Here is a 21,875-nt window from a genome sequence, read left to right as displayed (position 1 = left end):
TAGATCATGGCAAGTTGTGAGACACTCTCTCCATACAGGAGTGTATGGATGATATAATCCTTGCTTTCGTCGAAAACTCCGCCGGGTGTCAGCCGTTCCTTTGCCTCTTTATAGTCAGGCCAGTTCTGAAGGGCACTAAGGTACTCTTTCCTGGCGGATTCATATTTTCCTTGTTCATCAAATCGTACTCCTTTTTTGTAATGGAGTTGTGCTTTTTCCCAAAGCTTAGATAGAATCTCTTTTTTATGCCGGACTGCTTCTCTATTTTCAGGATCAATGGTAAGAGCAAGCTTATACTGTTCCAGGGCACTGGAAAAAAGGCTCTCTCTTTCAAGGGATTCTCCCTTTGCAATGTGTTGCTGGATAAGTTCGGGCTCATGTGAATCGGGTTTTTTAGAAGATGAGATACATCCGGAAATCAACACTGTAAATAGTACTATTGTTGTCAGTATTTTATAAATTTTCATAGCTCATATCACTTTAAAGAGAGGTTATTAAATGTTTTCAATCTTGAAATAAAAGATTTCATATCCTTTTTTAATATCATATCCCTTTTTAAAGCAAGGGGATTTGAAAAAAAAGGATTACTGCCCCTTTCAACTGTAACTGCCATTCTATATCCGACAGATTCCGCTATTTTCAGCAAGTCTGGACTGTACCGCCCATATGGAAAGGATAGACAAATGGTGTCCTGACTTAGCTCTCTGTCTATGATCTTTTTTGACAGGAAGACTTCTTCCTTTATATGATTGTAAAAAGTATCAGCGGTTTCATCCGGCTGTTTTTGCGTCAGATCCCTGTGGGATACTGTGTGGGAGCCGATGGTAAACCCATGGGCTTTGAGCGTCCTGAGATCCTCCCAGGACATAGCTTTTTTAGAAATACCAACATAATTGGTATAAACAAAAATAGTTGCCGTGAATTCATATTTTTTTAAGATGGGCCAGGCAACATCATATACAGACCTGTAGCCGTCATCCATGGTAATGAGCACAGATTTTTTCGGTATCTGACCACGGTACTCCAAAAAATCCAGTAGATTTTTCGGAGAGATAACCCTGTATCCGTTATCCTTAAGATATTTCATCTGTTGATTAAAAACATGGGACGGTATGGTAAGAGGGGAGCTTCTATCTGTCCCGAATTTATGATAGCATAAAATTGGGACGCTCTGATATCCGTTTTCAAAAAGTCCTCCCATATTTTTTTCTTTCAAGGGAATTGCCACAAAAGAGTCCTCCCTGAGAGTGTTTATATTATTGGCGTCTTCAATTTTCCAAACCCATTTTTTATCTCCAAGATGGATAGTGGCAAGCTGTGCAAATGAACCCTCCTTTTCAAGTTTGCATAGGGCATAATCATTGGATTTATATATCAAAGACCCGTGTTGTACGGGTGAATTCTTAGCAACACAGGATGTAAAAAAAATAACAAAAATCAAACATGTAAGTATTAATGCTACTTTACCATTACCCATTGTTAACCTATAATATGATTCAATTTTATGATTTTGTATTATGAACATTTTCCTATGATATTACAATACTTTTTTCATTTTATGAATTCTTATAATCAATGCTCTATATGTGAAAAAACGGGTAAAAATGCATAAGTGTCTTGACAGCAACATTTTTTTTATATAGGTCAAAATAATGGATTGTTTTTATTAGTTTTTTCCATTGCATCCTGATGATGATGACCATTTTTGCATGGATGTTATGGTTTGAGCGTTTCTGGGAGGATGGAAGTTCACATGACCGCAAAAACAAAAAGAACCATTAAGCTAACCGGGAAAAAAATGATATGGTGTCTGGTTGCATGGTTTGTTCTCTGTACAATTTTTTATATCTTCATCCAAACTTTGGAAGGTAATCGCAAGCAAAAGTTAATTAAGATTGGTGTTTCCATATCAAAAGATATCTCAAGCCAGTCCGGATTGCCTCTTTTGGAAAGAGATATCAAACACTTAAGCCAGGTCATAGAGAAAATAACAGAAAAATCTGAAGTGGTTTTTGCATCAATTATTGACCATAAAAATAAAATAATTGCCTATACTGACCAGGATCAGTTTTTCACCCTTAACAAGCAGAGATCAGCTGTACTTGATGATGTTCATTACTGGAAAATATCCAATTCAAATCACCAAAGGGTGATGAATTTTTCTTCTGAAATTACCTTTTCCGGTACCAGGGTCGGAGAAGTGTTCATAACACTTGCCACAGAAAATATCGGGCAGTTAAAACGTTCATTTATTCTTTTTGCAGTATTAATTCTGCTGGCAATCGTTTTTCTATTTGGAATAGCTAATTATAAGGATTATCTTCCATGGTGGAACGCCTTGAATACGAAATTAAAATTTTCTCCAAAACCTTTTTTAAAGGATTTTGGCGATTCTGAAATTTCATGCCCCCTTTGCGGCAATCATGAGAACTTTTCTATGAACGGCTTCCAGATGCCTGACCTTGAGAAATTTCCTGTTTTTAAATTATATTCTGGAACTAATAAACCAGTACTGCTGGAAGATATGGCAAAGATTGAGGAATTAAGCCGGGTTAGACGACTTATAATAGTTCAGTGTACCGGTATTATTAACAAAGTTACGGTCGAATAAAAATAATGTTTTATCGTTAATTTGGAGAATAATTATGACTGCCAGTGACAAAGTGGCGACAACCATCACATGGGCCAAACAACTGGCAACCGGAACGTATGCAGGTTTGGCAGGAAGATTACTAAAGAATGAATTCATAAGCAGAAGTAAAAAACCCCTGGTGATTTATTTCCTGTTTTTTATCCTGATCTCGTTGGCTGGTCATCTTTCCATTCGAAATTACCAGGAAGAACACAGGGAGACCTTTATTGACACCGGGCTTCAGGCTGTAACCAATATGGGTGAAAAAATCAGTGCTCCTATGTTGGAGAACGATATTCTCACGTTGAATGTTGCAGTGGGAGAGTTGGAGAAAAAGAATAACCCGGTTTTTACTGCAATCCTTGATCATGATGGGAAAATCATTGCCCATAGCGAGCCTGATGCCATTGGCAATCAATATATTTCTGAAAATGGTGTCGAAATATTGAAAACAGATGATGATATCTCAATAAGTCGGATAAACTACAAGGGGAATGCAATAATAAGCTTCACAAAGGAGATCTTTTTTTCCAAAATTAAAATAGGGAAAATTATTTTTGGAGTTAATGCCCAAAAATTGGATAAGGCGCTTGAAAAATACAATAAGCTGCTTGCTGGTTTGTGGATAATAAATATTATCATTTTTATCGGTGCATTGTTTTTTACGGACAGGTATTTAAGAAAAAAAAGAGCAAGACTGCTTGAAGAATTTGAAAAGACAGACAAACTGGGTCCCTATCTGCTTAAAAAAAAGATTGCCCAGGGTGGAATGGCTGAATTGTACCTGGCTGACTACATTCGGGGAGATGGCTTTAAAAGAACCGTTGCCATAAAAAAAATATTGCCTCATCTTGCCCAGAATCAAGATTTCGTGGATATGTTCATAAGGGAAGCGCGTCTTGCAGCTATGCTTCAACACCCAAATATTGTACAGATCTTTGATCTTATGAAACTGCATAATTCAAGCTTTATTGTAATGGAATTTGTGGATGGAAAAAATCTTGCAGAGATCATGGCCCATGAAAAAAAAGGCCTGCCAGTGGATCTTTCCATATTTTTGATTCAAAAGATCAGTTCAGGGCTTTATTTTTCCCATACGAAAAAAAGTGCTGAAACCAACGAACCTCTGAATATAATTCATAGGGATGTCAGCCCCCAGAATATGCTGATATCCTTTAAAGGTGAAGTTAAAATAAGTGATTTTGGAATTTCCAAGGCCAGATCCGAACCAAGTTTTACCCAGGCGGGTGTGATCAAGGGTAAATTGTCATACCTTTCCCCGGAGCAGGCTCTGGGAAAAGAGACGGATCACCAGTCAGATTTATACGCCCTTGGTATAATCTTCCATGAAATACTTTCCGGGAAAAGGCTGTATCATTTCAGCAATGAATTGGAAGCCTTGAGCACCATTCCCAAAATTAATATCACGCCTATCATCCAATTAAGGCCTGATGTCCCGGACGAGCTTAATGATATTGTTATGAAGTGCCTGGAAAAAGATAAAGGCATAAGATACAAGTCAGGGAAAGAAATAAATGATGACCTGGCACAACTCAGAAAACGGTTGAATATCGCCTATGATGAATCTAACCTGGTAGAATTCATGGTTCAAAGGTTTAAATAAGATGGCCGGATTTTTTTTGTTTGGAAAAACAGATAAAGGTCTTCGCAGAAAGAAAAATGAAGATACCTTTTTAGTAAATGAAGAGAAAGGATTTTGCCTTGTTGCAGACGGAATCGGGGGGGCGGCAGAAGGAGATATAGCAAGTCAAATATTTGCCAGGACAGCCCAGGAAGTTTTTTCCAGGAAACAAGACACTGATAATATGGAATCTGAATTGGTCCAAAAAACCTTTCAAATTGCCAATGACAGTATATTAAGGTATGCAGAAAACAATTCAGCACGCAAAGGCATGGGATGCACAGCGGAATTGCTGGCATTTAGTTCCAATCGTTTTGTTCTTGGTCACATGGGTGACAGCCGGGCCTACCGCCTTCGCAGGGGGAAGTTAAAACAGCTGACCACTGATCATTCTCTAGTGCAAGAGCAGCTGGATCAGGGCATGATCACTAAGGCGGAAGCAACCCACCATTCTTTTAAGAATGTAATTTTAAGGGCAGTGGGAATTAAGAAAAACCCATCCCTGGATATTTTAAGGGGAAATATTATTTCCGGAGATCTCTTTCTCCTCTGTTCAGACGGTCTGACAGATATGATAGAGGATTCTTTGATTAAAAAGCACATGGATTCAAGGACAGGTATTGAAGAAAAAGTTGAGAACCTTATCCATGAAGCCAATGCCAATGGGGGGAAAGATAATATTTCTGTTGTAATGGCTGAAATTTTGTCCCCATCCATTTAGTTAGTGCCTGATCAAATTTCTGTTTATATTCCGGCTATGTTAAATCGGCAATATTCATACTTCGGGAACGATTAAACCCAATATTTATTTTTTGTCCAACCATATTTTTTGATGTGAGTTGTTTAAAGATGTCCGGATGGTTTTGTGTTCTGGCGATAAATCGGAAATTGTCCCGGGTTTTTCCATAAAGCACTGCATAGGAAGGTTCATGATTATTTGCATAGATAATAGTATAGGTCTCAATGGTTCCGGATCCGTTGACCTGATCTTTGATTTTTACGGGATCATTTCCTGAAAAACGATTCTTTTGATCTGCTATATCATGATCTTTGAATTCTCCCTTTAAAGGCTTTGAACCATAGACACCGGCCGCATGTTTATGCATAAACCAGCCAAGGGCCGTGACAAGGCCATTTGATTTCTCACCAATGGAAATTTTTTCAGCAAGAGTGGCTGCCCCGTGGAGACTGTAATTATTACCAGGGCCCCCAAAAAAACCAAGGCCTCCGGTCAGAGTAAGCGGCCTTGTGTCATCATCTGCTATCCCGATCATTTTTTTTGCAATGGAAACCGCACAGGGGAAACATGAATAAAGATCAAAACACTCCAGGCTTTCCAAAGGCATACAGGATCTTTTCAATGCTTTTTCAACAGCGGCCTTAAGTGGCGGGCTTGAGGTGAAATCAGATTTTTCAATCATAAAGCGCTGCCGGTCTTCAGCATACCCGCCCCCAAGGAAATAGACGGTCTGCCGGTCTTTTTGTGAATATTTTTTTGCTGTTTCTTCTGACATTAATATGATAGCTGCCCCTTGATCCACAGTAACAAATGAATTCATGTACTTGGTATAGGGAAAGGCAACGGGCCTGTTGGTCGGGCCGGGTGTGATGATTTCTTCCGGGGTTTTCATGGATTTTGTCCAGGCATAGGGATGATCCACAGCGATCTTGCTGAAGTCAGACCACATTTTCCCGATTTTCATCAGGTAAGCTTGCAGATCCAGGCCGGATGCAGACCATAGTGCAGTCTCAAAAAGCGGGAACCCCTGCAGGGGATGTTCAATCCCATATAAATTTTCCAAAGGAGTGGAACCGATAAGATCATCCTTGGAATAATCTTCTGGTATGCCTCTGAACAGAGCACTTTCAAACTTTTTTTGCTTTTTTCCTCTTTGGACGTAGGCTTCGGCACCCACAATGAGAACAGAATCCAGTTCATTTCGGGCAATCATACCGGCAGCAATATTGATTATCGTCTGTGGAGAGTTTCCCCCAATTCCTGACACATGGGTAAATTTTGGTGCGGCGCCTAATTTTTGGGCAAGCTGTTGGGCCGGCGCAGTGTAATGATGGCTTAAGGTCCTGACAACCATGATTCCGTCAAGAGTTGTCAAACCCTTTTTGGAAACCATTATTTTTGCGGCTCTATTGGATGCCTGTTCCATCAAACCCATGGGATCTTGTGGTATACCATTCAATTCTTTTGGCTGAGTGATCTGGCCCCATCCCGCAACAACAACTCTTCGTTCCATAGCGTCCGCATCCTCATTTCAACTATTGATATGTACTATTCCAGTGATTCCAGCATGCTTAAGAATTCAATCGGGGCAAAGGCTGGTATTTTTGATTTTTTAAAATCTTTAATATTTCTGGTTATAATGTACTCTGCTCCTGCGTGCCGTGCCGATTCATGAAGAACCGAATTTTCAAAATCAGTAAATTTTGATTTTAATGCATTCTCTATTACCACCCTGTTAACCGAGGCTATTTCAAACAGCGCCATTATCGAATGAATGCTTTCAACGGCTTTTTCTTTATGCAGAGACTTTGATAACAGGTAATGAATTGTCGTTACCGTGGTGGCGCAAAGAAAACCATTGAGTTCTGAACGCTCGACTTTTGACATTAAATAGGAGGCATGTTCACAGAAAGGCCTTCGGTCAAGAAGAACATCTAATATGATATTTGTGTCAAAGAGCACTTTCATAAATGTTTATTTTCTAAATAGCTTTTGTAGTTATCTTTTGAAAAATTTGAATTTTTTATGATACCTTTTAGGGACTGAACCGTTGGGGTAAGTGAACGGGTCTTTTTTAATTTTTCATTTCTAATAACTACGAAAAAATCAGAGACAATTTTTGAAACAGATTTACCCGTTTTGGCAGAATATTCTTTAGCGGATGCAATAAGATGCTCATCAAGCCTTAATGTGAGTTTTGTATTCACGTCTCCCTCTTCTATTTTTATAGCGCCGGGCTTTTTTAATAATAATATACGGCAATAGGGTGGGGCTGTCAATTATAGTTTAACATTATAGTTTGATATTTGTCCTGATATAAGTAATATTGACCAATTCTGTCGAATAATAATCGTCATACGGAAAATATAAATTTAAAACACAGAAGGAAACAGGGAATATGGGAAAACCGGTATTGTTCGAAACCAAAGAAGGAATAGCGATGATTACTTTGAATCGACCGGAGAAGCGTAATGCCATTAACCGGGAATTTCTAATCCATTTTTATAATTGCCTTGATGAGGTTTCAAGCAATGATAAGATTCGGGTAGCTATCATCACAGGAAACGGTAAATCATTTTGTGCCGGGCTTGATCTGTCTGTGATTAAAACAGAGAATCTTTTTGATCCTCGCGGAGATGGAAAAGACTTGCCGGATGTCTTTGAAGATTGTAAAAAGCCCATAATCGGAGCTATCAACGGCCATGCCATCACAGGCGGTTTTGAGATAGCCTTGAACTGTGATTTTCTTATTGCTTCGGAACATGCTTGTTTTGCTGATACCCATGCAAAAGTGGGGATTCATCCCGGATGGGGAATGACCCAGCTTCTACAGCAGGCAGTGGGCCAGCGAATGGCCAAACAGATCTCTTTTACCTGTCAATTTGTTTCTGCCCAAAAGGCCATGCAATGCGGTCTTGTCAACGAAGTGGTTCCTCATGGGGAACTTATATCCCGCGCTAAACAGATATCAACAGAAATCTGCGCTGTAAATCAGGAGATGCTGGGAGTTGTAAAAGATTTGATCAAGTATAAAAACCATGTCACACGGCAAGAATCTTTGGCTCACGAACGTAAAGGATTCAGGAAATTTGTGGGAAAGTTCTTAAAGCATAGCAAAGCAAATACAGTGTGAAAGTTGCCATATATTGCACCCCAAATAGCATCCTGAGCCATTCTTCCGCATTAAGCTGAATATAAGATCATTTTTTTCAAATCATCTGATGTGGGTTTTGAAAAATACAGTCAATAAAATTGACTGTTGCACCTGATGACGAAAAAATACAGGACGCTATATTGTGGTTGCTTGTTTTTGAATGAAAATGTGGACTAACAGAGGATAGTCTATGAAGAATTTCAAATTAAAAAATCAAGCCTAAATAGATAATAGTCCTCGCCCATAAAGTTCATCAAGATTTGATCTGGTATCATTTTTTTAGGTCAGAAGATTGATTCAAGATATTTGGGTGGCAATAAAGAATTTGGGTATCAATGAACATGCATACTCGATAGTAGACCACGCAGTTTAGCCGCCACCCAAAGAGGGTAGTTTGAGAATAGATGCTCGATCCGCATCCGGTAATCTTTAACATAATCAACAAATTTTGCTCTCTGGTTTCCCCGGATAAGTCGGCGTACTGCACTCACTGTATCGGATGCAAGGCTTGTATGTATCACATATAGGAATAAAGCCTGTCTTCGTTCTTCATCCTCTTCCTTTTCACATAGTTCCGCGATGTAATGTGGGAGGTAGGAGAACCATTTATCTTTATTGTCAACAAGGAGCCAACTTAGAGACTCTATAAGTAGATCCAGAATCCTCTTTTCCGCCCTTCCAAGTACTTCTTTACGCCATTTGGCATCAGAAACAATCTCCCATACGTCTTCTGCAACTGTTGGGTCAATAGCTACCTTTGCTTTCAGAGCAAGACACACAGTAATTTGATCGGGAAAAGTAGATTCTCCGAGTTTTCTAAGTGCATTGCATAGTATATCATTGCTTCCGAGCTTTCGACTCGTTGAAATGAGTTCCAGCAAATCCTTTTGATGCTTTTCAGTTTGGTATTTTGCCCATTTGGATAGAGTATCAGCCAATGAGCACTCCAGAACAAATGTAGGATCGCTTTGGGATTCGATTGGAAATGGTATTGAAAAAATTGCGCTTCTAACTATGGCATCATTAAACTCTGCCTGGATTTCCTCGTCTTGCTCATTGGGTGCAAGATTCTCAAGTTGTTCACCCATAAGTATCAAAAGTGATGTTGTCCATGGCGATTGTTGCTGAAATGTAATGTAACGCAAGAAGGAATACTTAATAGGAGCGCTTGCTGCTATCCAGATTGGCCCAGATATATCTAAGGCAGGCTTAACCCAGTTTTCCCAGTAGAATTTGGCCGCTCTTGCATCAGACGGAAATAGATTTGCGACTTGTTCTGCAAACCACCATGCAAAATACCCAATACTCCCTCCATCATTTTCAGGTAAATGTGCCTCTAAGTGAAATGTGTAATGTCGTGCAAGATCCCGACGAAGTTCCCAAATTTCATATTCAGAGTGATCGGTTCCGCTATTTTCTGCGCCCTTTACAATCGCGACGACTTCGTTCCAAAAATAAGGCAACTTACCTTCTGGAATCAGTTCTGGAAAAAGAGCAAAGACTGAGCAGGCGTGATAATTAGATAGCGGGGATGGATTTGCATGGGCCCATCCCCAGACTTCTTTCCAGGCATCAATATCGGGATTTGAGTCAAGCCACTTACTTATAGCAGTAGCCAGACAATAGGGTGGCCCGAGGGGAAGAAATCCGAGATATTTAAGATAAGAATCGCATAGTTCTGCGAGATTGGAGGCCTGGCCAATTTTGTCTGATAGTAGTAAGTTTAGTGCTTTATGATCCTGTTCGGGATGTCCTATAGGAAGGCTAATAGAATCGAGAGAAGTCACTGGTGGATGGATAATCTTCTTTGTGTAGAAATTGAGAGTCTCCTCATTCACAGGCTTACTTTCGAGGCTTTGGCGTGTTCCGTTTAATGCGATGAAAATATCATCATAGAGTGCGTCGGATACTGCGATAGCAGCCTGTCTCCATTTTTCTGGCGCTTCCGACACCAAATCATCTCGGCAATCTTTTAATATGGATGTTGTTTTTGGAGTAAGAGCAAGAGGATCTTTTACGGCCATTCTCTCGATGCATTCCAGAGCTGCTTGCCGCACATTTTTAATTTCGGAAAAGATCAATACAGGGAGTTCTATGAGCATTCGCTTTGGCTTCTCTCCTTCTGTCTCATAAAGCACCAAAGGACCGCTCGATAGATTATATCGTTTAGGATGGTGAGGATCTCGTAGAACAGCCAGATCTAAATCATCCCCAATAGATGGGGTTTCGTCTTTGAAAAGATCAAGATCCTGAAGGATTCGAAGGCTCCGGAGATCTATACTATCAATATGGCGTAAGGCAATATTTCGGATACGGATTTGCATTGTCCGCATTGCCTTTTGCATCTCTTCAGGGTTTGGTTTATAATTTTCGGGTGTCATTTAGGATTTCCATTATTATTCTTAAATAGTCATCATCAGACATTTCTAAAACCTTTTGGATAGCCTTCATTGCAGCAGATCCGCGTTCATCATTGGCTACAGAATTTGCACTCAGCAACATGTGTGTAATAAGGAGTCTTGGGGTTAGTGAGCTGAATCTCACCTTGATGCTACCATGCCAAACGCGCGGCTGTGAAGGGAGGAGCTCTTTAACACACCATTCGGTCAACTGCATAGCAATATCATTTGAAAAATCTCTATCATTCCAAAGTTCCACCAGCCATTCTGCAAGAAGGTTTATCCAGGACGTATAAAGTCGCATTGCCATTGATTCTTTGGCATCTGTGGCCTCGGGGCCACCAAACAAGCCTGTGTCACGCATGCAATCATGGACATATTCAGCTATCTCCTGTAAAGGTAGCCCTGGTGGATTTGTACAATATTGCTTGGCATAAGTTTTAAGAATCTCGGCAGATGGAAGAACGAATCGGTAGCGCCACCGAATCAGAGCCTGCATCGCTTTTGCAGCACCAGAGGCCTCCAACCTGTCAGATGATAATAGGGCTAACACAACGGCATCAGAACCAAAGGCTAAGGCTACATGAGAGCTCCCATGTCTTATATTTAGCGTCATCACCTGACAAACTCGATCATCAGCCAGCAAAGGGATTCCTTCATGCTGAGCCACAAAGCTTGCCAGAAATGCAAGGTAATCCTTTTCTTCGCTATCCTTACCTTTCATCTCTTGCGGGATGAAGGCTCGAATAAATTTAAATCTGGTATCGGCACAAATCCGGTCCCATAGATCGAAATGCCATTCTCTCGTTTCCTCTTGAAATTTTAGAACTTCAAGCCTTTGGGCCAGTTCGATGGGAGCTTGATCTATAATATGTACATGATAGAATTTTATAATCGTATCCAAAAACCCAAAGACAGACAACGTTTCCAAAGTCGAAAGTTCTATATTGAGGTTCTGCAATTGCATGAGCGGGGGATGCTCGCTGTTTATGCTGGAAGCTTTTACGCATGCCTTACGTACTCTTTCAAACGTCGCATCATCCATTAGCCCAGCCTCATGTACGGGTTTGATCACGTCGATCAAATGGTACCGATTGGCATTTGAGTCATGGTACTCATCCGCGACAGGCAATGACTTTTCCATACAATCTTGCTGAGAAACCAATGTTATAGAACCGATAGCTACATTGTTATTGATCTCTTCAGCTGTCCTTTTACGGGATCGCTGATGTATGACCATTTTCCTTCCATCTTCCAATACAGTTGCCAAGTACTCTTGAGGAATTAGGATCTCACTGAAGTAGTCCACAGCTTTGTCCAGAAGGTCTAATCTGTGTAATGTAATAAGTGTTGAAATATCGGCTACCACCTTTGTACCTGGTGGGGGGCACTCCAGCCTTAGCAACATAGATCTGGCACTATCCATTTTTCCAGCGTGAAATCCGTTCGTCGAGTAAACTGTATGCATAGCACGGTTTACGGGGTCGTCACCAATCCAGTCCAGCCCTTGGGTTCTTAGACGCCAAGCCCAATAAAAAGCATCTGAAGAGAACTGTGCTGCCCAAGTCCATGGCATCCTACCTCTAATTATCTCCTCATGGACATTCCGTTTTCTTTCTTCAGCCGCCTTGAAATGCTCTTTAATTATTGTAAGGGCCTCATCGTTATGAACCATTTGAAAGACGTTATCATTCACTAATCCTTCTGAACGAAGTTTATTAAGTTTGCAAAAAGCTTCATGTGCGAAGTCGTCTTCTCCGGCTGCATATGAAGTATTCATACATGCAAGAAGAAAATCTGGTGAATCCCAGAATGTATTCCGAAACTGTTGAAGGCAAGTATACGCCTCATCAGGGTTACCTATACTAACTTGGAGTTCAGCACGACCCAGCACCGCGCGCAAATCTGGGTTCTTAGTTTTACAAGCTTTATTATATAAAGCCAAGCTCTCTTCCGGACGATAAAGTTGGATGAGGCAAAAAGCTAAATTAACTGTGTGATCTGGGTTGCCGGGTTCGGCTTCATGTAGCTCTCGGAACTGTATCTCAGCTTTGTTCAAATCCTTCAGATGAAATGTATATAGCGAAGCCAAATTGTTACGGGCAATTAGGTTGTCTGGTTGCGCAGTGATAAGTTGCTCATAACAATCCACGGCTATAGCCACCTTCTCAGCTTGAAAGGCTAAATCCGCAGTTTTGTGAAGCAGCATGGGCGCACCCGTTCTTTTGGCAGCTATCTGAAACATGTCGACCGCGTCGGCAAGACTTCCCATTTGCATCAAAGCATTACCTCGGAGTTGTAGCCAGAATACATCATCTTCTGCTTTATATTTGTCTAGGGCTTCAAGTGCCTTATCTCCATTTCCGGAACGAAGGGCTCGCATAGCATCAAACGTAGCCTGTAGCTCGGGGTTATGGCCAACCAGAGGACGGGCTATGCTTTCGCATTCCATTGCAGTATCATCATCTAAGTTCTGCCATATTTCTTGAAACAGCTTGAAGAGTTCTTCCTTCTTCTCATTAGTGTCAGCAAGGGATAGCAATTTCTTCGCTTCATTGAACGCAGTTATATGTTGCCCCATGTGGGATTCGACAACAGTAGCAAGTATATTAGCATCAAGATCATCGGGATGATCCTCTCTCATGCGGCTGGGAAGATCTGGCGGAGGAGCCATATAGCCGCTCATAACGCTTCGAGCCACATCGGTTGGCACTGGATTGTGAGTAGACATAATCCGAGCAAGGGATCCTACGTCATCACGATGGCCCAGCAGATGATGAGCCTGCCAGGCGATTTTGACTGCTGCAGTTGCCAGCTCTGAATCGACGGAGCCACTCTTTATTATTGGTTCCAGAATTGGGCTCAGATCGTTTAGGACCTCTTGCACTGATAATCTTTCGGTCTCGGAAAGGTCTTGTGGGAGGATGTTTTTTCCCGGTTCCAATTCGGATATAGCCTTAACAAGAGATGCGTCCGCGAGCCTTACCACGCATTGAGGGTACTTAATCCGGTCTTTCTGCTTATCGACCCATTTTACCAGTTCCAAAGCATCACCTCGACGACCTGCGATTACATAGACTGTGATTGCTATGTCGCACCATCGAAGATGTGGAGGCCTGCCTTCAATTAGTGTGATTGCTTTATCCAGGTCCTGTTTTCTTATATACATCGCAAGACGTATCCGAATCGAGTATGGATCATCGTGACCTAAAAGGAATTTGAGGGCTGAATTTGTTCCATTCTCGAGGTTCTTTATCGAGCCCTTCAAAGCTCTTACATCGGCCGCTATCGTGGGTCGCGGAGAACTGGCAAAGTGTGAGTCGATTCGGGTGAGAATATCTTTTGCCTTATCAATGTGTTCAGTAGACTCTGTATCTTTATTTTCAGCATAAATTATATGAACGCGGGCAATCAAGAAAAGGTACTCCAGTAAGCGTGGACAGGCATCATCTTCAATGCCCTTCAATTGATCATCGAGTCGTTCTGATAGTAGAAGTGCAGTATCATTATTCCATACAGAGATCTGGTTCCGAATTTCTGCTACTGTGTCTTCCACAGTCTCCAATTTTTGGATCACCTCTGCAATATCCGTGACAGTTACTCGTTTCCGTGACATAGTAAGGATATCACTGGAAACACTTCCGATCTCTTGCCGAGGTATCTGTGTTACTGGATATTTATCTACCAAAGTCTGTTCGTCGACCTGTTCGTATACTATGTCACCTTCATACGGTTTTGGAGATTGGTATGTCACATTTTGCGGTCCATTTTGTTGCGAGACGATTTTGGTAATCACATTTGTTTGCTTTTGGGTGATATCAATAAGTTTGTCGATCTGTTCTGAATGATTGGAGGTCTCATTGTTAGATACTGAAATTCTAACCTGAGTACCGGGGCTATTCTGAACCGCGACAGATCTACCGAAAGCTTTTGTTTCTTGATGAATAGTGTCTTCGCCTTGACTACTTGTTGATGTTGTTTCAACTGCAGGTGTAACACATAAAACATGGTCACAGAGCAAGTCACGTGCCGCATTGCAAACCTGATCTTTTTTGCTGTTAGGCTTTGCAATGGATATATGGTCTTCATCAAGCCCTACCGGGTCCTTTCCAACCCCTGGATTTGCAGAAGTAGAGTTGACAATAAGCAAACCCTTAAAGGGTTTTAATTCGTAGTAAGTGACTGTCTGTATGCCTAAATCATCACTATGGTTCTTATACCAGAGGCCTATATCCTCAAGGTATGCATCATGGGCACTAAGTTCACTTACGCTAATTGTTGTGTTGAAAATGGCCTTAAATTTGTTAGCTAACGACGCTAATTCAGCGCCCCAGTGAGGTGTAGCAAGAAATAAGACTGCCTTTGTATTCTTAGCCACTTGATTCTTTTTTACCTCATTGATCGAATCGCTGGCCTTGCGCAGTATGTGTTTCATAACTAAACCACCAAGGCTGTGGCTAATAAAAAAAAGAGGACGTTGACCGATCCCGTTTTGTACCATCAGGTCAAGCACTTGCAACGCCCGCTGAGGAAGAGCAGCGCTGTAACCGCTGTCGCGCATTCCTTTTATTAGCCACCCAAGGGCTCGGGTCCATTTTGTCGGGCTGGCGGGGTAGTTGAGTGACCACACTCCTATATCGGGAAATTCATCACCGAGCCAATGCGGCCATGATGTTAAACTATCTTTGCCATGGCGCCATGTACTAAAGGCATCACCACCTAATCCGTGAATAAAAACTATATCAGCTTTGCGTTCAACGTTATCACATCCAGATATTTGATGCAGTCTGCTCAGGGCTTATATTCCTCCCGAAATTGTATTATTAACACTGACATTTCAAGTACTTTATATACGTAAAATGCCTGCCATAGCTTTGAACGACTCCTGTTATGATAGTTGCTCAGTATCCCATATGGAAATGAAGGGGATAAATTGAGCCTATCTTATTGATATCTGATGAATTTCATAACAGTATTCAAAAATAGTGTAAAGGAATTAAAGAGAATATCTATCTTTATAGATGAATTTACAGAGCAATTCTTTAAAACTCCGTCATCCAGATCAAATACTCTGCAAAACAAACATAAATAAAAAAAGACATTTTCCTTTTGTAATTTTCTATAAAAAAAAGATAAGATAAACTTTTAACAAATCTATAAAGGATAATTTTAAAAGGTACATTTAGTCAATGTAGGGTTAAAACTCTTGAATACTTTGGATTAAAATTTTTTGCGCTAAACCGTTTCGATTTGTACTGGTATCTTTCATCCTTTCACTGTGGACTATGTAAAAGATAAGTTCTTCCCAATATTGGATTTAAGGGAGAACACTATTATTAACAGTCCCGGGGTTTTTGAATTATAGCCCGCCACCATATTTTGTGGTTGATGGAAACTTTATTGATCACATAGATAATCAACGATATATAAAAAACACGGCAGCACTTTGACCCTTTTACAGATTGATACCAGCGGCTTTGGTACTTGGTCGGAAATAAGCCTGATACAGGGAAAAATCTTGCGTTTATACGCCATGGATTTTTGAGTCAGGCATTTGTCTTAATCAAAGCTGAAACGCCTTACATCAGGGATGTATGGACGATGTTTTTCACAAAACTTATTTCAAGCATCAGATTCAGGCATCAACATCCTCAGAAGATTCTATCTCCATTCCATTGGTTTTAATGGTCTGTTTATCACCGGAAAGATGCCGTCTCTGTTTATCTTTGTATTTTCTAATTTGCAGTTTAACATTATCTGAAAGGGCATCAATGGCTGAATACATGTTATTTTCAGCTTCTTCTTTCGCATGAATTTTTATTTTGTCGCAGGTCAGGTTTATATCAATGATATTTCGAATTTTTTCAACCGACAGGACAATACGTGCATCGGCCGGGCTATCAAGCAGCTTGTCTAACCTATTAAATTTTTCATGAATGTGGGATTTTAGAGCATCTGACGAGTTGATATTTTTGAATGTGATGGATATGTGCATGAAACCTCCTGAATAAGGTGAATATCTGGATTTTAATGTAGCATATCCTGAAATTCATATCAATGATGGCAGTTCATTTAAGTTATGCAAGTGTTATTGAGTATCGAATTTGGGTGCCGAAGCACTAAATCCAATAGCTGAAAATACTTGCTCAATGTGAGCAGGAATGGCATAATATGAAAAATATGACTAAATTTCTTTTGCAGTTTTTTTGGGAAAGTCCAGGTATCAGAATCCAACTGATGTGAAATATCACTGATCATATTTTAGTTTTGAAACAGTCAATCAAATCTAAGGAGTTTATAATGAAAAATTATTCAACAGTGATATTATTCGTTATTATCGTTTTAGGTTTTAATAACCTTTGTTTAGCAAATCCGTTGTCAAACATCATGTCATTGTTTCAAAGAGATTTGGTGATTGATGTACTCTATAAGAATCATAAAAATCTTATTCAAGGCAGTGAAGTATATTTAGCAGATGACCTGAAAGGCCAAAAAATCTTAGCAGGGGAGGTAAGGAAAGTATCTTTGGTTGAGTCTCAAATGTCAAAAGTTGAAATCATTATTGATAAAAAATATAAAGAAAAGATATATGAGACCACACCATTTGTTTTGATGAGCAATATATTTTCAAAGCATTCAGATGCATACATTGTTGCTATTTCTTCTTTAGAAGCATCAGATAAAACACCTTTGAAATCAGGATCTTCAGTGGAAGGAATTACTTTTTTAGAATACAAAATTGCCACCGCCGGGGAAGAGTTAAAAAAGGTAATGGATAGTATTAAAAAACAAAATAATGAGCTTGTGAGTCAACTTGAAAAATATATAGATACTTTTAACACTGAAGCATTCCATAAAAAAATAGATGAACTCGTTAATCAAATTTCACAATTTTCAGCAGAGCAAAAAGAAACCTTTAAAAATGAGGTTTTACCATCGCTCAGAAAGATGTTTGATTCGATAATGGAACAATTTGAAGAACAAAATAATATGGAAAAATCCAAGGATTTAGAAAAACGATTAAAGAAAATAGAAGACATGGTTTAGGTCTAAAATATTTAACCGTATTCAACGTCTTTTATCGGCAGTAATTTAGAATAAGTATTTTTAAAATGGGCACCCTATATTCTTTTAAAAAAGCTGTAAAGATTTCACAAAAGTTCAACCAGGATGATAAAATTATAATAGGTAATGCCTGCAAAAATATTCAAAATGCCCAGAAGGAACTACTCCTGGCTGCAGAAAAAAGCATGTCCAAATGCATGGGCATCTGCAAAGGGATGTGCTGTAAGAACATTTATATTGATTCTATTTTCAGCTTGTGGGACTTTATTTTCATCTTAAATATTTTACCTCAGATGCACGACGAAATAAAAAAAAGGCTTGAATCTCACCTGTTTTTATACTCGGCGGACTGTCCGTTTCTGAGAAATAAGCATGGACCTTGCTTATTTCCGCCAAGTGTAAAAGGTCAAGTCTGTATTGTTACGTTCTGTGGGAATGATGAATATCTAAAAAGGCCCATTAAAAAAGTAAATCAGCTTTTTTTCAAGTTGAGTTTCTTTGTCTGGTCTCTGCGCATTAAAAAATTATCTGAAAATATAGGCTCCATTTTCAGATAATAAACGCTCAAAGTATTGCCTTTGCCCCCGTCGGTATATTCGCAATCGCCCTGTTTCTCACCGATTTTTAAATTTTAGGGGGGGGGTAAAGAAAAATTTTTGATCTTTGTATAGCAGCTTATTTTCAGGATGATAGCTTCGTTCAGTAATTTTGATGTTTCCATTTTGATTCATCAGCATCACAATGGAGGACCTTGTGCCGTAAATGTCGCTTTGAATAAATAAAGGCGACAGGATTCTTTCCCATTCAAGTCCCATGCCGGTGTGAGGAAGCAGGCTGTCATCAGGGACAGATTGATCCGTCAGAATGGAGAAAAGGGATTCAGATGTGATGGTTTCACTGATAATTTTTTGTAATGCTTTTTTGCCGGATTCCACCTTGGGCCAGGGTGTGTTCAGAAAGCGGTTGGAAAGCCCGTGGATGCCCGGGGTAATTTTCTTGATCGTGTTTTTCAGGTTAGAGAACCAGAAGAGATTATCTTTATTTCCGAAAATCAGATTAAACCCATTGTATGAAGCTGCCTTTTTTTTGAACGGTTTAAAATGGGTTTCAATGGATTTTCCGGATTCAAGAAAATCAATAATGATTTCACCCCGTGAGGGAGCATTTTGTTTGATGGCGGCAGGGTTCCGGTAATTTGTTAAACCTGCAAATATTCCTTTTTGATTCACCCCAAACCATGTTCCTCCCTGTTGAAGGTCTTTTCCGGCAAGAATGGAAGGTTTGTCTTCCCAGAAATGCATGTGGGCAGTGGGCCTCTGATAGAATTCATCCCTGTTGGCAGCAAGAATTAAAGGATATTTACTTGAAATTTTATATCCAAAGAGAATTAAACACATGTATAATTCCTTGTTTTTTAGTTGTCTCTTTGTTATTGATCTTATAATGTAGCTAGAATGTAATAGTTAATGATTAAAAAATCAATATTGATGGAGGTTTTATAATGAAAGATGTTGTTATTGTCAGTGGTGTCAGAACGCCGGTAGGCTCCTTTGGTGGTTCTTTGAAAAGCGTACCCGTTGTTGATCTAGGTACATATGTAATGAAAGATGTTCTCAAAAGAGTCGGGTTAAAACCTGTTGTGGATGCATCCCAGGATGAATTTTCTCCGGATACCTTAAAAGATCAGGGTATGATCGATCTTGAAAAAAAGGGATATGATTATGATGATTCCTCAACTCCTGTATTTATTGATGAAGTTATCATGGGCAATGTGCTCCAGGCAGGGCAAGGCCAGAATACAGCCCGCCAGGCCATGATCGCAGCAGGCATCCCAAGGCAGAGTCCTGCCGTTACAATCAATAAAATTTGCGGTTCAGGCCTCAAAGCTATTGCCCTTGGTGCCCAGGCCATTATGACCGGCCAGGCAGAAGTGATCCTGGCCGGTGGTCAGGAAAGCATGAGTAATGCTCCCATGGCACTGAACAAGGCCAGATGGGGACATCGAATGGAATTGACCGGTATCGGACCTGTCCATGATTTGATGGTATTTGACGGATTATATGAGATTTTTTATGGATACCATATGGGGCTCACTGCTGAAAATATTGTAGAAAAATACGGCATTACAAGGGAAGAACAGGATCAACTGGCCCTATTGAGCCATAACAGGGCGTTGGGCGCTGTGAATGACGGCACATTTGCCCAGGAAATCGTGCCTGTGGTAATCAAATCCCGCCGGGGTGATACCATTGTTGATAAAGATGAGCGCCCCATGGAAACCAGTATGGAAAAAATGGCAAAACTTCGTCCGGCATTTAAAAAGGATGGAAGTGTGACCGCAGGGAATGCATCTGGAATTAATGATGCAGCAGCTGCGGTTCTTTTGATGACCGAAGAAAAGGCAGATGAACTTGGCCTTGAAAAACTGGCAAAAATTAAAGGTTTTTCCGCTGGCGGACTTGATCCTGCATACATGGGTCTGGGCCCTGTACCGGCGATTAGAAAAGTGTTGAAACAAACCGGTATGAGCATGGATGACATTGACTTGATTGAGCTGAACGAAGCATTTGCAGCCCAGGCCATCGGATGCATGAGAGAACTTAATCTTGATGTGGAGAGACCCAATGAGCTGGGATCAGGAGTTTCACTCGGTCATCCCATTGGATGTACAGGGGCAAGACAGATGGTTACCGCCATTAACCAGATGAAACGAAAATCCTATTCCACGGGTCTGGTCTCCATGTGTATCGGTGGAGGTATGGGTATGGCAATGATAATAGAAAGATAAGTTTTTCCCTTTACTTGGACTCATTAAAATGGTAAAAAACGTTAGGTTTTTAATGGGGTATTAACTGTTTGAAATGAAAGACATAAAGGGGTGTTTTTATTATGGATATTCCTAGGAAATTGAGTATATTAATTTATACGGTAGTGCCGGCAATTATAGGTGGCGGTATTGTATACCATTTTTTTGGAAGTTATGTTCACGTCATTATATTTGAGATACTTCTAGTTTTGGCGGCTCTTGGTATTATCAGCAGTTAAAACCAAAAGAAAATAGAACAAGATGATTCTTTGATTTATGTAAAGCCGCAGTTGTGCAAATCATTTTGCATGTTGCGGCTTTATATGGTTTTTTACGCGTTTCTTTTTTTTAAAATCTAACAAATTTGGTGAAACTTTGGAGCAAAATATTTCTCAAAGAGCAGTGTTTGTCTTTTTTATTGCTCTGTTCTGCATTGCAATTTTGCTTGCCGGCAATCTGCTGGCCCCTTTTTTTGCCGTTATCATCTTAGGGATCGTATCCACAGGGGTTTTTAATCCTGTTTTTAAGCTTTTTTCAAAAAAGATGAGACCGAAAGCTGCCTCTGTTCTTACCTGTATTTTGATTTTTTTTGTCGTATTCATCCCGGTTGTCTTTTTTGTCGGGGTGCTTTCCAAGGAGGCGTTTAATCTTTATGCCATGGCCAGGGATGCTGTTTTTTCAAACCAGTTAAAGAATCTGCTTGAAACCACACAGGTTCTCGAACGGTTCAATGAGTTGCTGGTAAAGGCAGGCGTTGAAATGGTGGTGACCTGGGATGAGTTGATAAGCCCCATCTCAGAGTTTGGAAAGTTTGTGGGATTTTCATTGTTTGAACAGGCCAGGTTTATCACATCCAATGTGTTTAATATTGTACTGTATTTTTGTTTAATGCTGATCGTGGTGTTTTATATGCTCATTGATGGGGATAAATTTATAAAATATATGAATGATCTGTCACCTTTACCAGATGAGCACGATGAAAAGCTTTTTGAAAAATTTATGGATATGGCAGGTGCGGTTCTTATTGGAAATGGCCTTGGCGGTCTGATTCAGGGGATTGCAGGTGGAACACTTTTTTTATTTTTAGGATGGAATTCTCCATTTCTATGGGGTGTTATCATGGGCTTTCTGGCCTTTTTACCCATCGTGGGAATCGGGATTGTCATGGTTCCGACTGCTGCAATTTTAATGCTGAAATCCAGGCTTGCAGCCGGTGTTTTTGTCCTTGTCTTTTATGCCGTGCTTTCCTGGGGAATCGAGTATATTTTTAAACCCAAAGTGGTTGGCAACAGGGTAAGAATGCATCCGTTAATCGTATTTTTTGCAATCATCGGCGGCCTTAAAACCTATGGTTTGCTGGGTATTATTTATGGGCCGTTGATTGCCACCTTGTTTTTAACCCTTGCAGATATATATTTTTCAAGTTTTCAGTTTATGG

15 protein-coding genes are annotated in these 21,875 nt (G+C 40.2%); 7 read left to right on the top strand and 8 right to left on the bottom strand.

What is annotated here, in order from left to right; translation table 11 throughout:
* Positions 1-475: 475 nt before the first annotated feature.
* A complete protein-coding gene (locus K8S13_RS17330) occupies positions 476-1,477 on the bottom strand; it encodes a polysaccharide deacetylase family protein (protein WP_291464458.1) in 1,002 nt (333 codons plus the stop codon).
* A gap of 276 nt (positions 1,478-1,753) precedes the next feature.
* Between K8S13_RS17330 and K8S13_RS17325 the strand changes: the two genes are divergently transcribed.
* From K8S13_RS17325 to K8S13_RS17315, 3 genes are read left to right on the top strand one after another with little or no spacing between them, the layout of a single operon-like run.
* Entirely contained in the window at positions 1,754-2,611 is an 858-nt protein-coding gene (locus K8S13_RS17325) for a hypothetical protein (protein WP_291464456.1), read from the top strand.
* A 34-nt stretch (positions 2,612-2,645) separates the two neighbouring features.
* Entirely contained in the window at positions 2,646-4,256 is a 1,611-nt protein-coding gene (locus tag K8S13_RS17320) for a serine/threonine-protein kinase (RefSeq protein WP_291464454.1), read from the top strand.
* Between the two features lies 1 nt (position 4,257).
* Positions 4,258-4,995, top strand: a complete 738-nt coding sequence (locus tag K8S13_RS17315) for a Stp1/IreP family PP2C-type Ser/Thr phosphatase (protein ID WP_291464452.1) — start codon at positions 4,258-4,260, stop codon at positions 4,993-4,995.
* A 34-nt stretch (positions 4,996-5,029) separates the two neighbouring features.
* On the opposite strand, the gene K8S13_RS17310 is transcribed toward K8S13_RS17315, so the two are convergent.
* Genes K8S13_RS17310 through K8S13_RS17300 form a run of 3 tightly spaced genes read right to left on the bottom strand, consistent with a single transcriptional unit; the run spans position 5,030 to position 7,220 of the window.
* On the bottom strand, positions 5,030-6,526 hold the full coding sequence (locus K8S13_RS17310; protein WP_291464450.1) for a hypothetical protein: 1,497 nt from the start codon (positions 6,524-6,526) through the stop codon (positions 5,030-5,032).
* Positions 6,527-6,561: 35 nt separating this feature from the next.
* Positions 6,562-6,981, bottom strand: coding sequence for a PIN domain-containing protein (locus K8S13_RS17305; RefSeq protein ID WP_291464448.1), 420 nt, complete (start codon positions 6,979-6,981; stop codon positions 6,562-6,564).
* Positions 6,978-7,220, bottom strand: coding sequence for a DUF6364 family protein (locus tag K8S13_RS17300; protein WP_291464446.1), 243 nt, complete (start codon positions 7,218-7,220; stop codon positions 6,978-6,980). Before K8S13_RS17300 ends, K8S13_RS17305 begins: the two co-directional genes overlap by 4 nt.
* Before the next feature lie 191 nt (positions 7,221-7,411).
* On the opposite strand from K8S13_RS17300, the gene K8S13_RS17295 reads away from it, so the two are divergent.
* Positions 7,412-8,146, top strand: a complete 735-nt coding sequence (locus tag K8S13_RS17295; protein WP_291464444.1) for an enoyl-CoA hydratase — start codon at positions 7,412-7,414, stop codon at positions 8,144-8,146.
* Between the two features lie 353 nt (positions 8,147-8,499).
* On the opposite strand, the gene K8S13_RS17290 is transcribed toward K8S13_RS17295, so the two are convergent.
* From K8S13_RS17290 to raiA, 3 genes are all read right to left on the bottom strand, one after another.
* Positions 8,500-10,548 carry a hypothetical protein gene (locus K8S13_RS17290; protein ID WP_291464442.1) on the bottom strand — a complete coding sequence of 683 codons (2,049 nt, stop codon included), beginning with the start codon at positions 10,546-10,548 and terminating at the stop codon, positions 8,500-8,502.
* Complete coding sequence (locus K8S13_RS17285; RefSeq protein WP_291464441.1) at positions 10,529-15,127, bottom strand: tetratricopeptide repeat protein; 4,599 nt, start codon at positions 15,125-15,127, stop codon at positions 10,529-10,531. The genes K8S13_RS17290 and K8S13_RS17285 overlap by 20 nt, the downstream gene beginning before the upstream one ends.
* Positions 15,128-16,201: 1,074 nt before the next feature.
* The gene (raiA, locus tag K8S13_RS17280) at positions 16,202-16,561 is read right to left on the bottom strand and encodes a ribosome-associated translation inhibitor RaiA (protein ID WP_291464439.1); all 360 of its coding nucleotides are present in this window, start codon (positions 16,559-16,561) and stop codon (positions 16,202-16,204) included.
* Between the two features lie 305 nt (positions 16,562-16,866).
* Here raiA and K8S13_RS17275 point away from each other — a divergent pair, with 305 nt between their 5' ends.
* Entirely contained in the window at positions 16,867-17,613 is a 747-nt protein-coding gene (locus K8S13_RS17275) for a hypothetical protein (protein WP_291464437.1), read from the top strand.
* 632 nt (positions 17,614-18,245) lie between these two features.
* Here the strand turns inward: K8S13_RS17275 and K8S13_RS17270 are convergent.
* Positions 18,246-19,028, bottom strand: a complete 783-nt coding sequence (locus K8S13_RS17270; RefSeq protein ID WP_291464436.1) for an NRDE family protein — start codon at positions 19,026-19,028, stop codon at positions 18,246-18,248.
* 104 nt (positions 19,029-19,132) lie between these two features.
* Between K8S13_RS17270 and K8S13_RS17265 the strand changes: the two genes are divergently transcribed.
* The gene (locus K8S13_RS17265) at positions 19,133-20,419 is read left to right on the top strand and encodes an acetyl-CoA C-acetyltransferase (RefSeq protein WP_291464434.1); all 1,287 of its coding nucleotides are present in this window, start codon (positions 19,133-19,135) and stop codon (positions 20,417-20,419) included.
* Positions 20,420-20,812: 393 nt separating this feature from the next.
* On the top strand, positions 20,813-21,875 hold a 1,063-nt coding region (locus K8S13_RS17260; protein ID WP_291464433.1), incomplete at its 3' end, for an AI-2E family transporter.

The sequence above is a fragment of the Desulfobacula sp. genome (assembly GCF_021107415.1).
Note: the sequence above shows the minus strand (reverse complement) of the source record. Positions and strands in the feature narration are given on the sequence as shown.

Coding starts and splice junctions, on each gene's coding strand:
- K8S13_RS17330 (WP_291464458.1), bottom strand. CDS start 1,477: ATGGGTAATGGTAAAGTAGCATTAATACTTACATGTTTGATTTTTGTT.
- K8S13_RS17325 (WP_291464456.1), top strand. CDS start 1,754: ATGACCGCAAAAACAAAAAGAACCATTAAGCTAACCGGGAAAAAAATG.
- K8S13_RS17320 (WP_291464454.1), top strand. CDS start 2,646: ATGACTGCCAGTGACAAAGTGGCGACAACCATCACATGGGCCAAACAA.
- K8S13_RS17315 (WP_291464452.1), top strand. CDS start 4,258: ATGGCCGGATTTTTTTTGTTTGGAAAAACAGATAAAGGTCTTCGCAGA.
- K8S13_RS17310 (WP_291464450.1), bottom strand. CDS start 6,526: ATGGAACGAAGAGTTGTTGTTGCGGGATGGGGCCAGATCACTCAGCCA.
- K8S13_RS17305 (WP_291464448.1), bottom strand. CDS start 6,981: ATGAAAGTGCTCTTTGACACAAATATCATATTAGATGTTCTTCTTGAC.
- K8S13_RS17295 (WP_291464444.1), top strand. CDS start 7,412: ATGGGAAAACCGGTATTGTTCGAAACCAAAGAAGGAATAGCGATGATT.
- K8S13_RS17290 (WP_291464442.1), bottom strand. CDS start 10,548: ATGACACCCGAAAATTATAAACCAAACCCTGAAGAGATGCAAAAGGCA.
- K8S13_RS17285 (WP_291464441.1), bottom strand. CDS start 15,127: ATGCGCGACAGCGGTTACAGCGCTGCTCTTCCTCAGCGGGCGTTGCAA.
- raiA (WP_291464439.1), bottom strand. CDS start 16,561: ATGCACATATCCATCACATTCAAAAATATCAACTCGTCAGATGCTCTA.
- K8S13_RS17275 (WP_291464437.1), top strand. CDS start 16,867: ATGAAAAATTATTCAACAGTGATATTATTCGTTATTATCGTTTTAGGT.
- K8S13_RS17270 (WP_291464436.1), bottom strand. CDS start 19,028: ATGTGTTTAATTCTCTTTGGATATAAAATTTCAAGTAAATATCCTTTA.
- K8S13_RS17265 (WP_291464434.1), top strand. CDS start 19,133: ATGAAAGATGTTGTTATTGTCAGTGGTGTCAGAACGCCGGTAGGCTCC.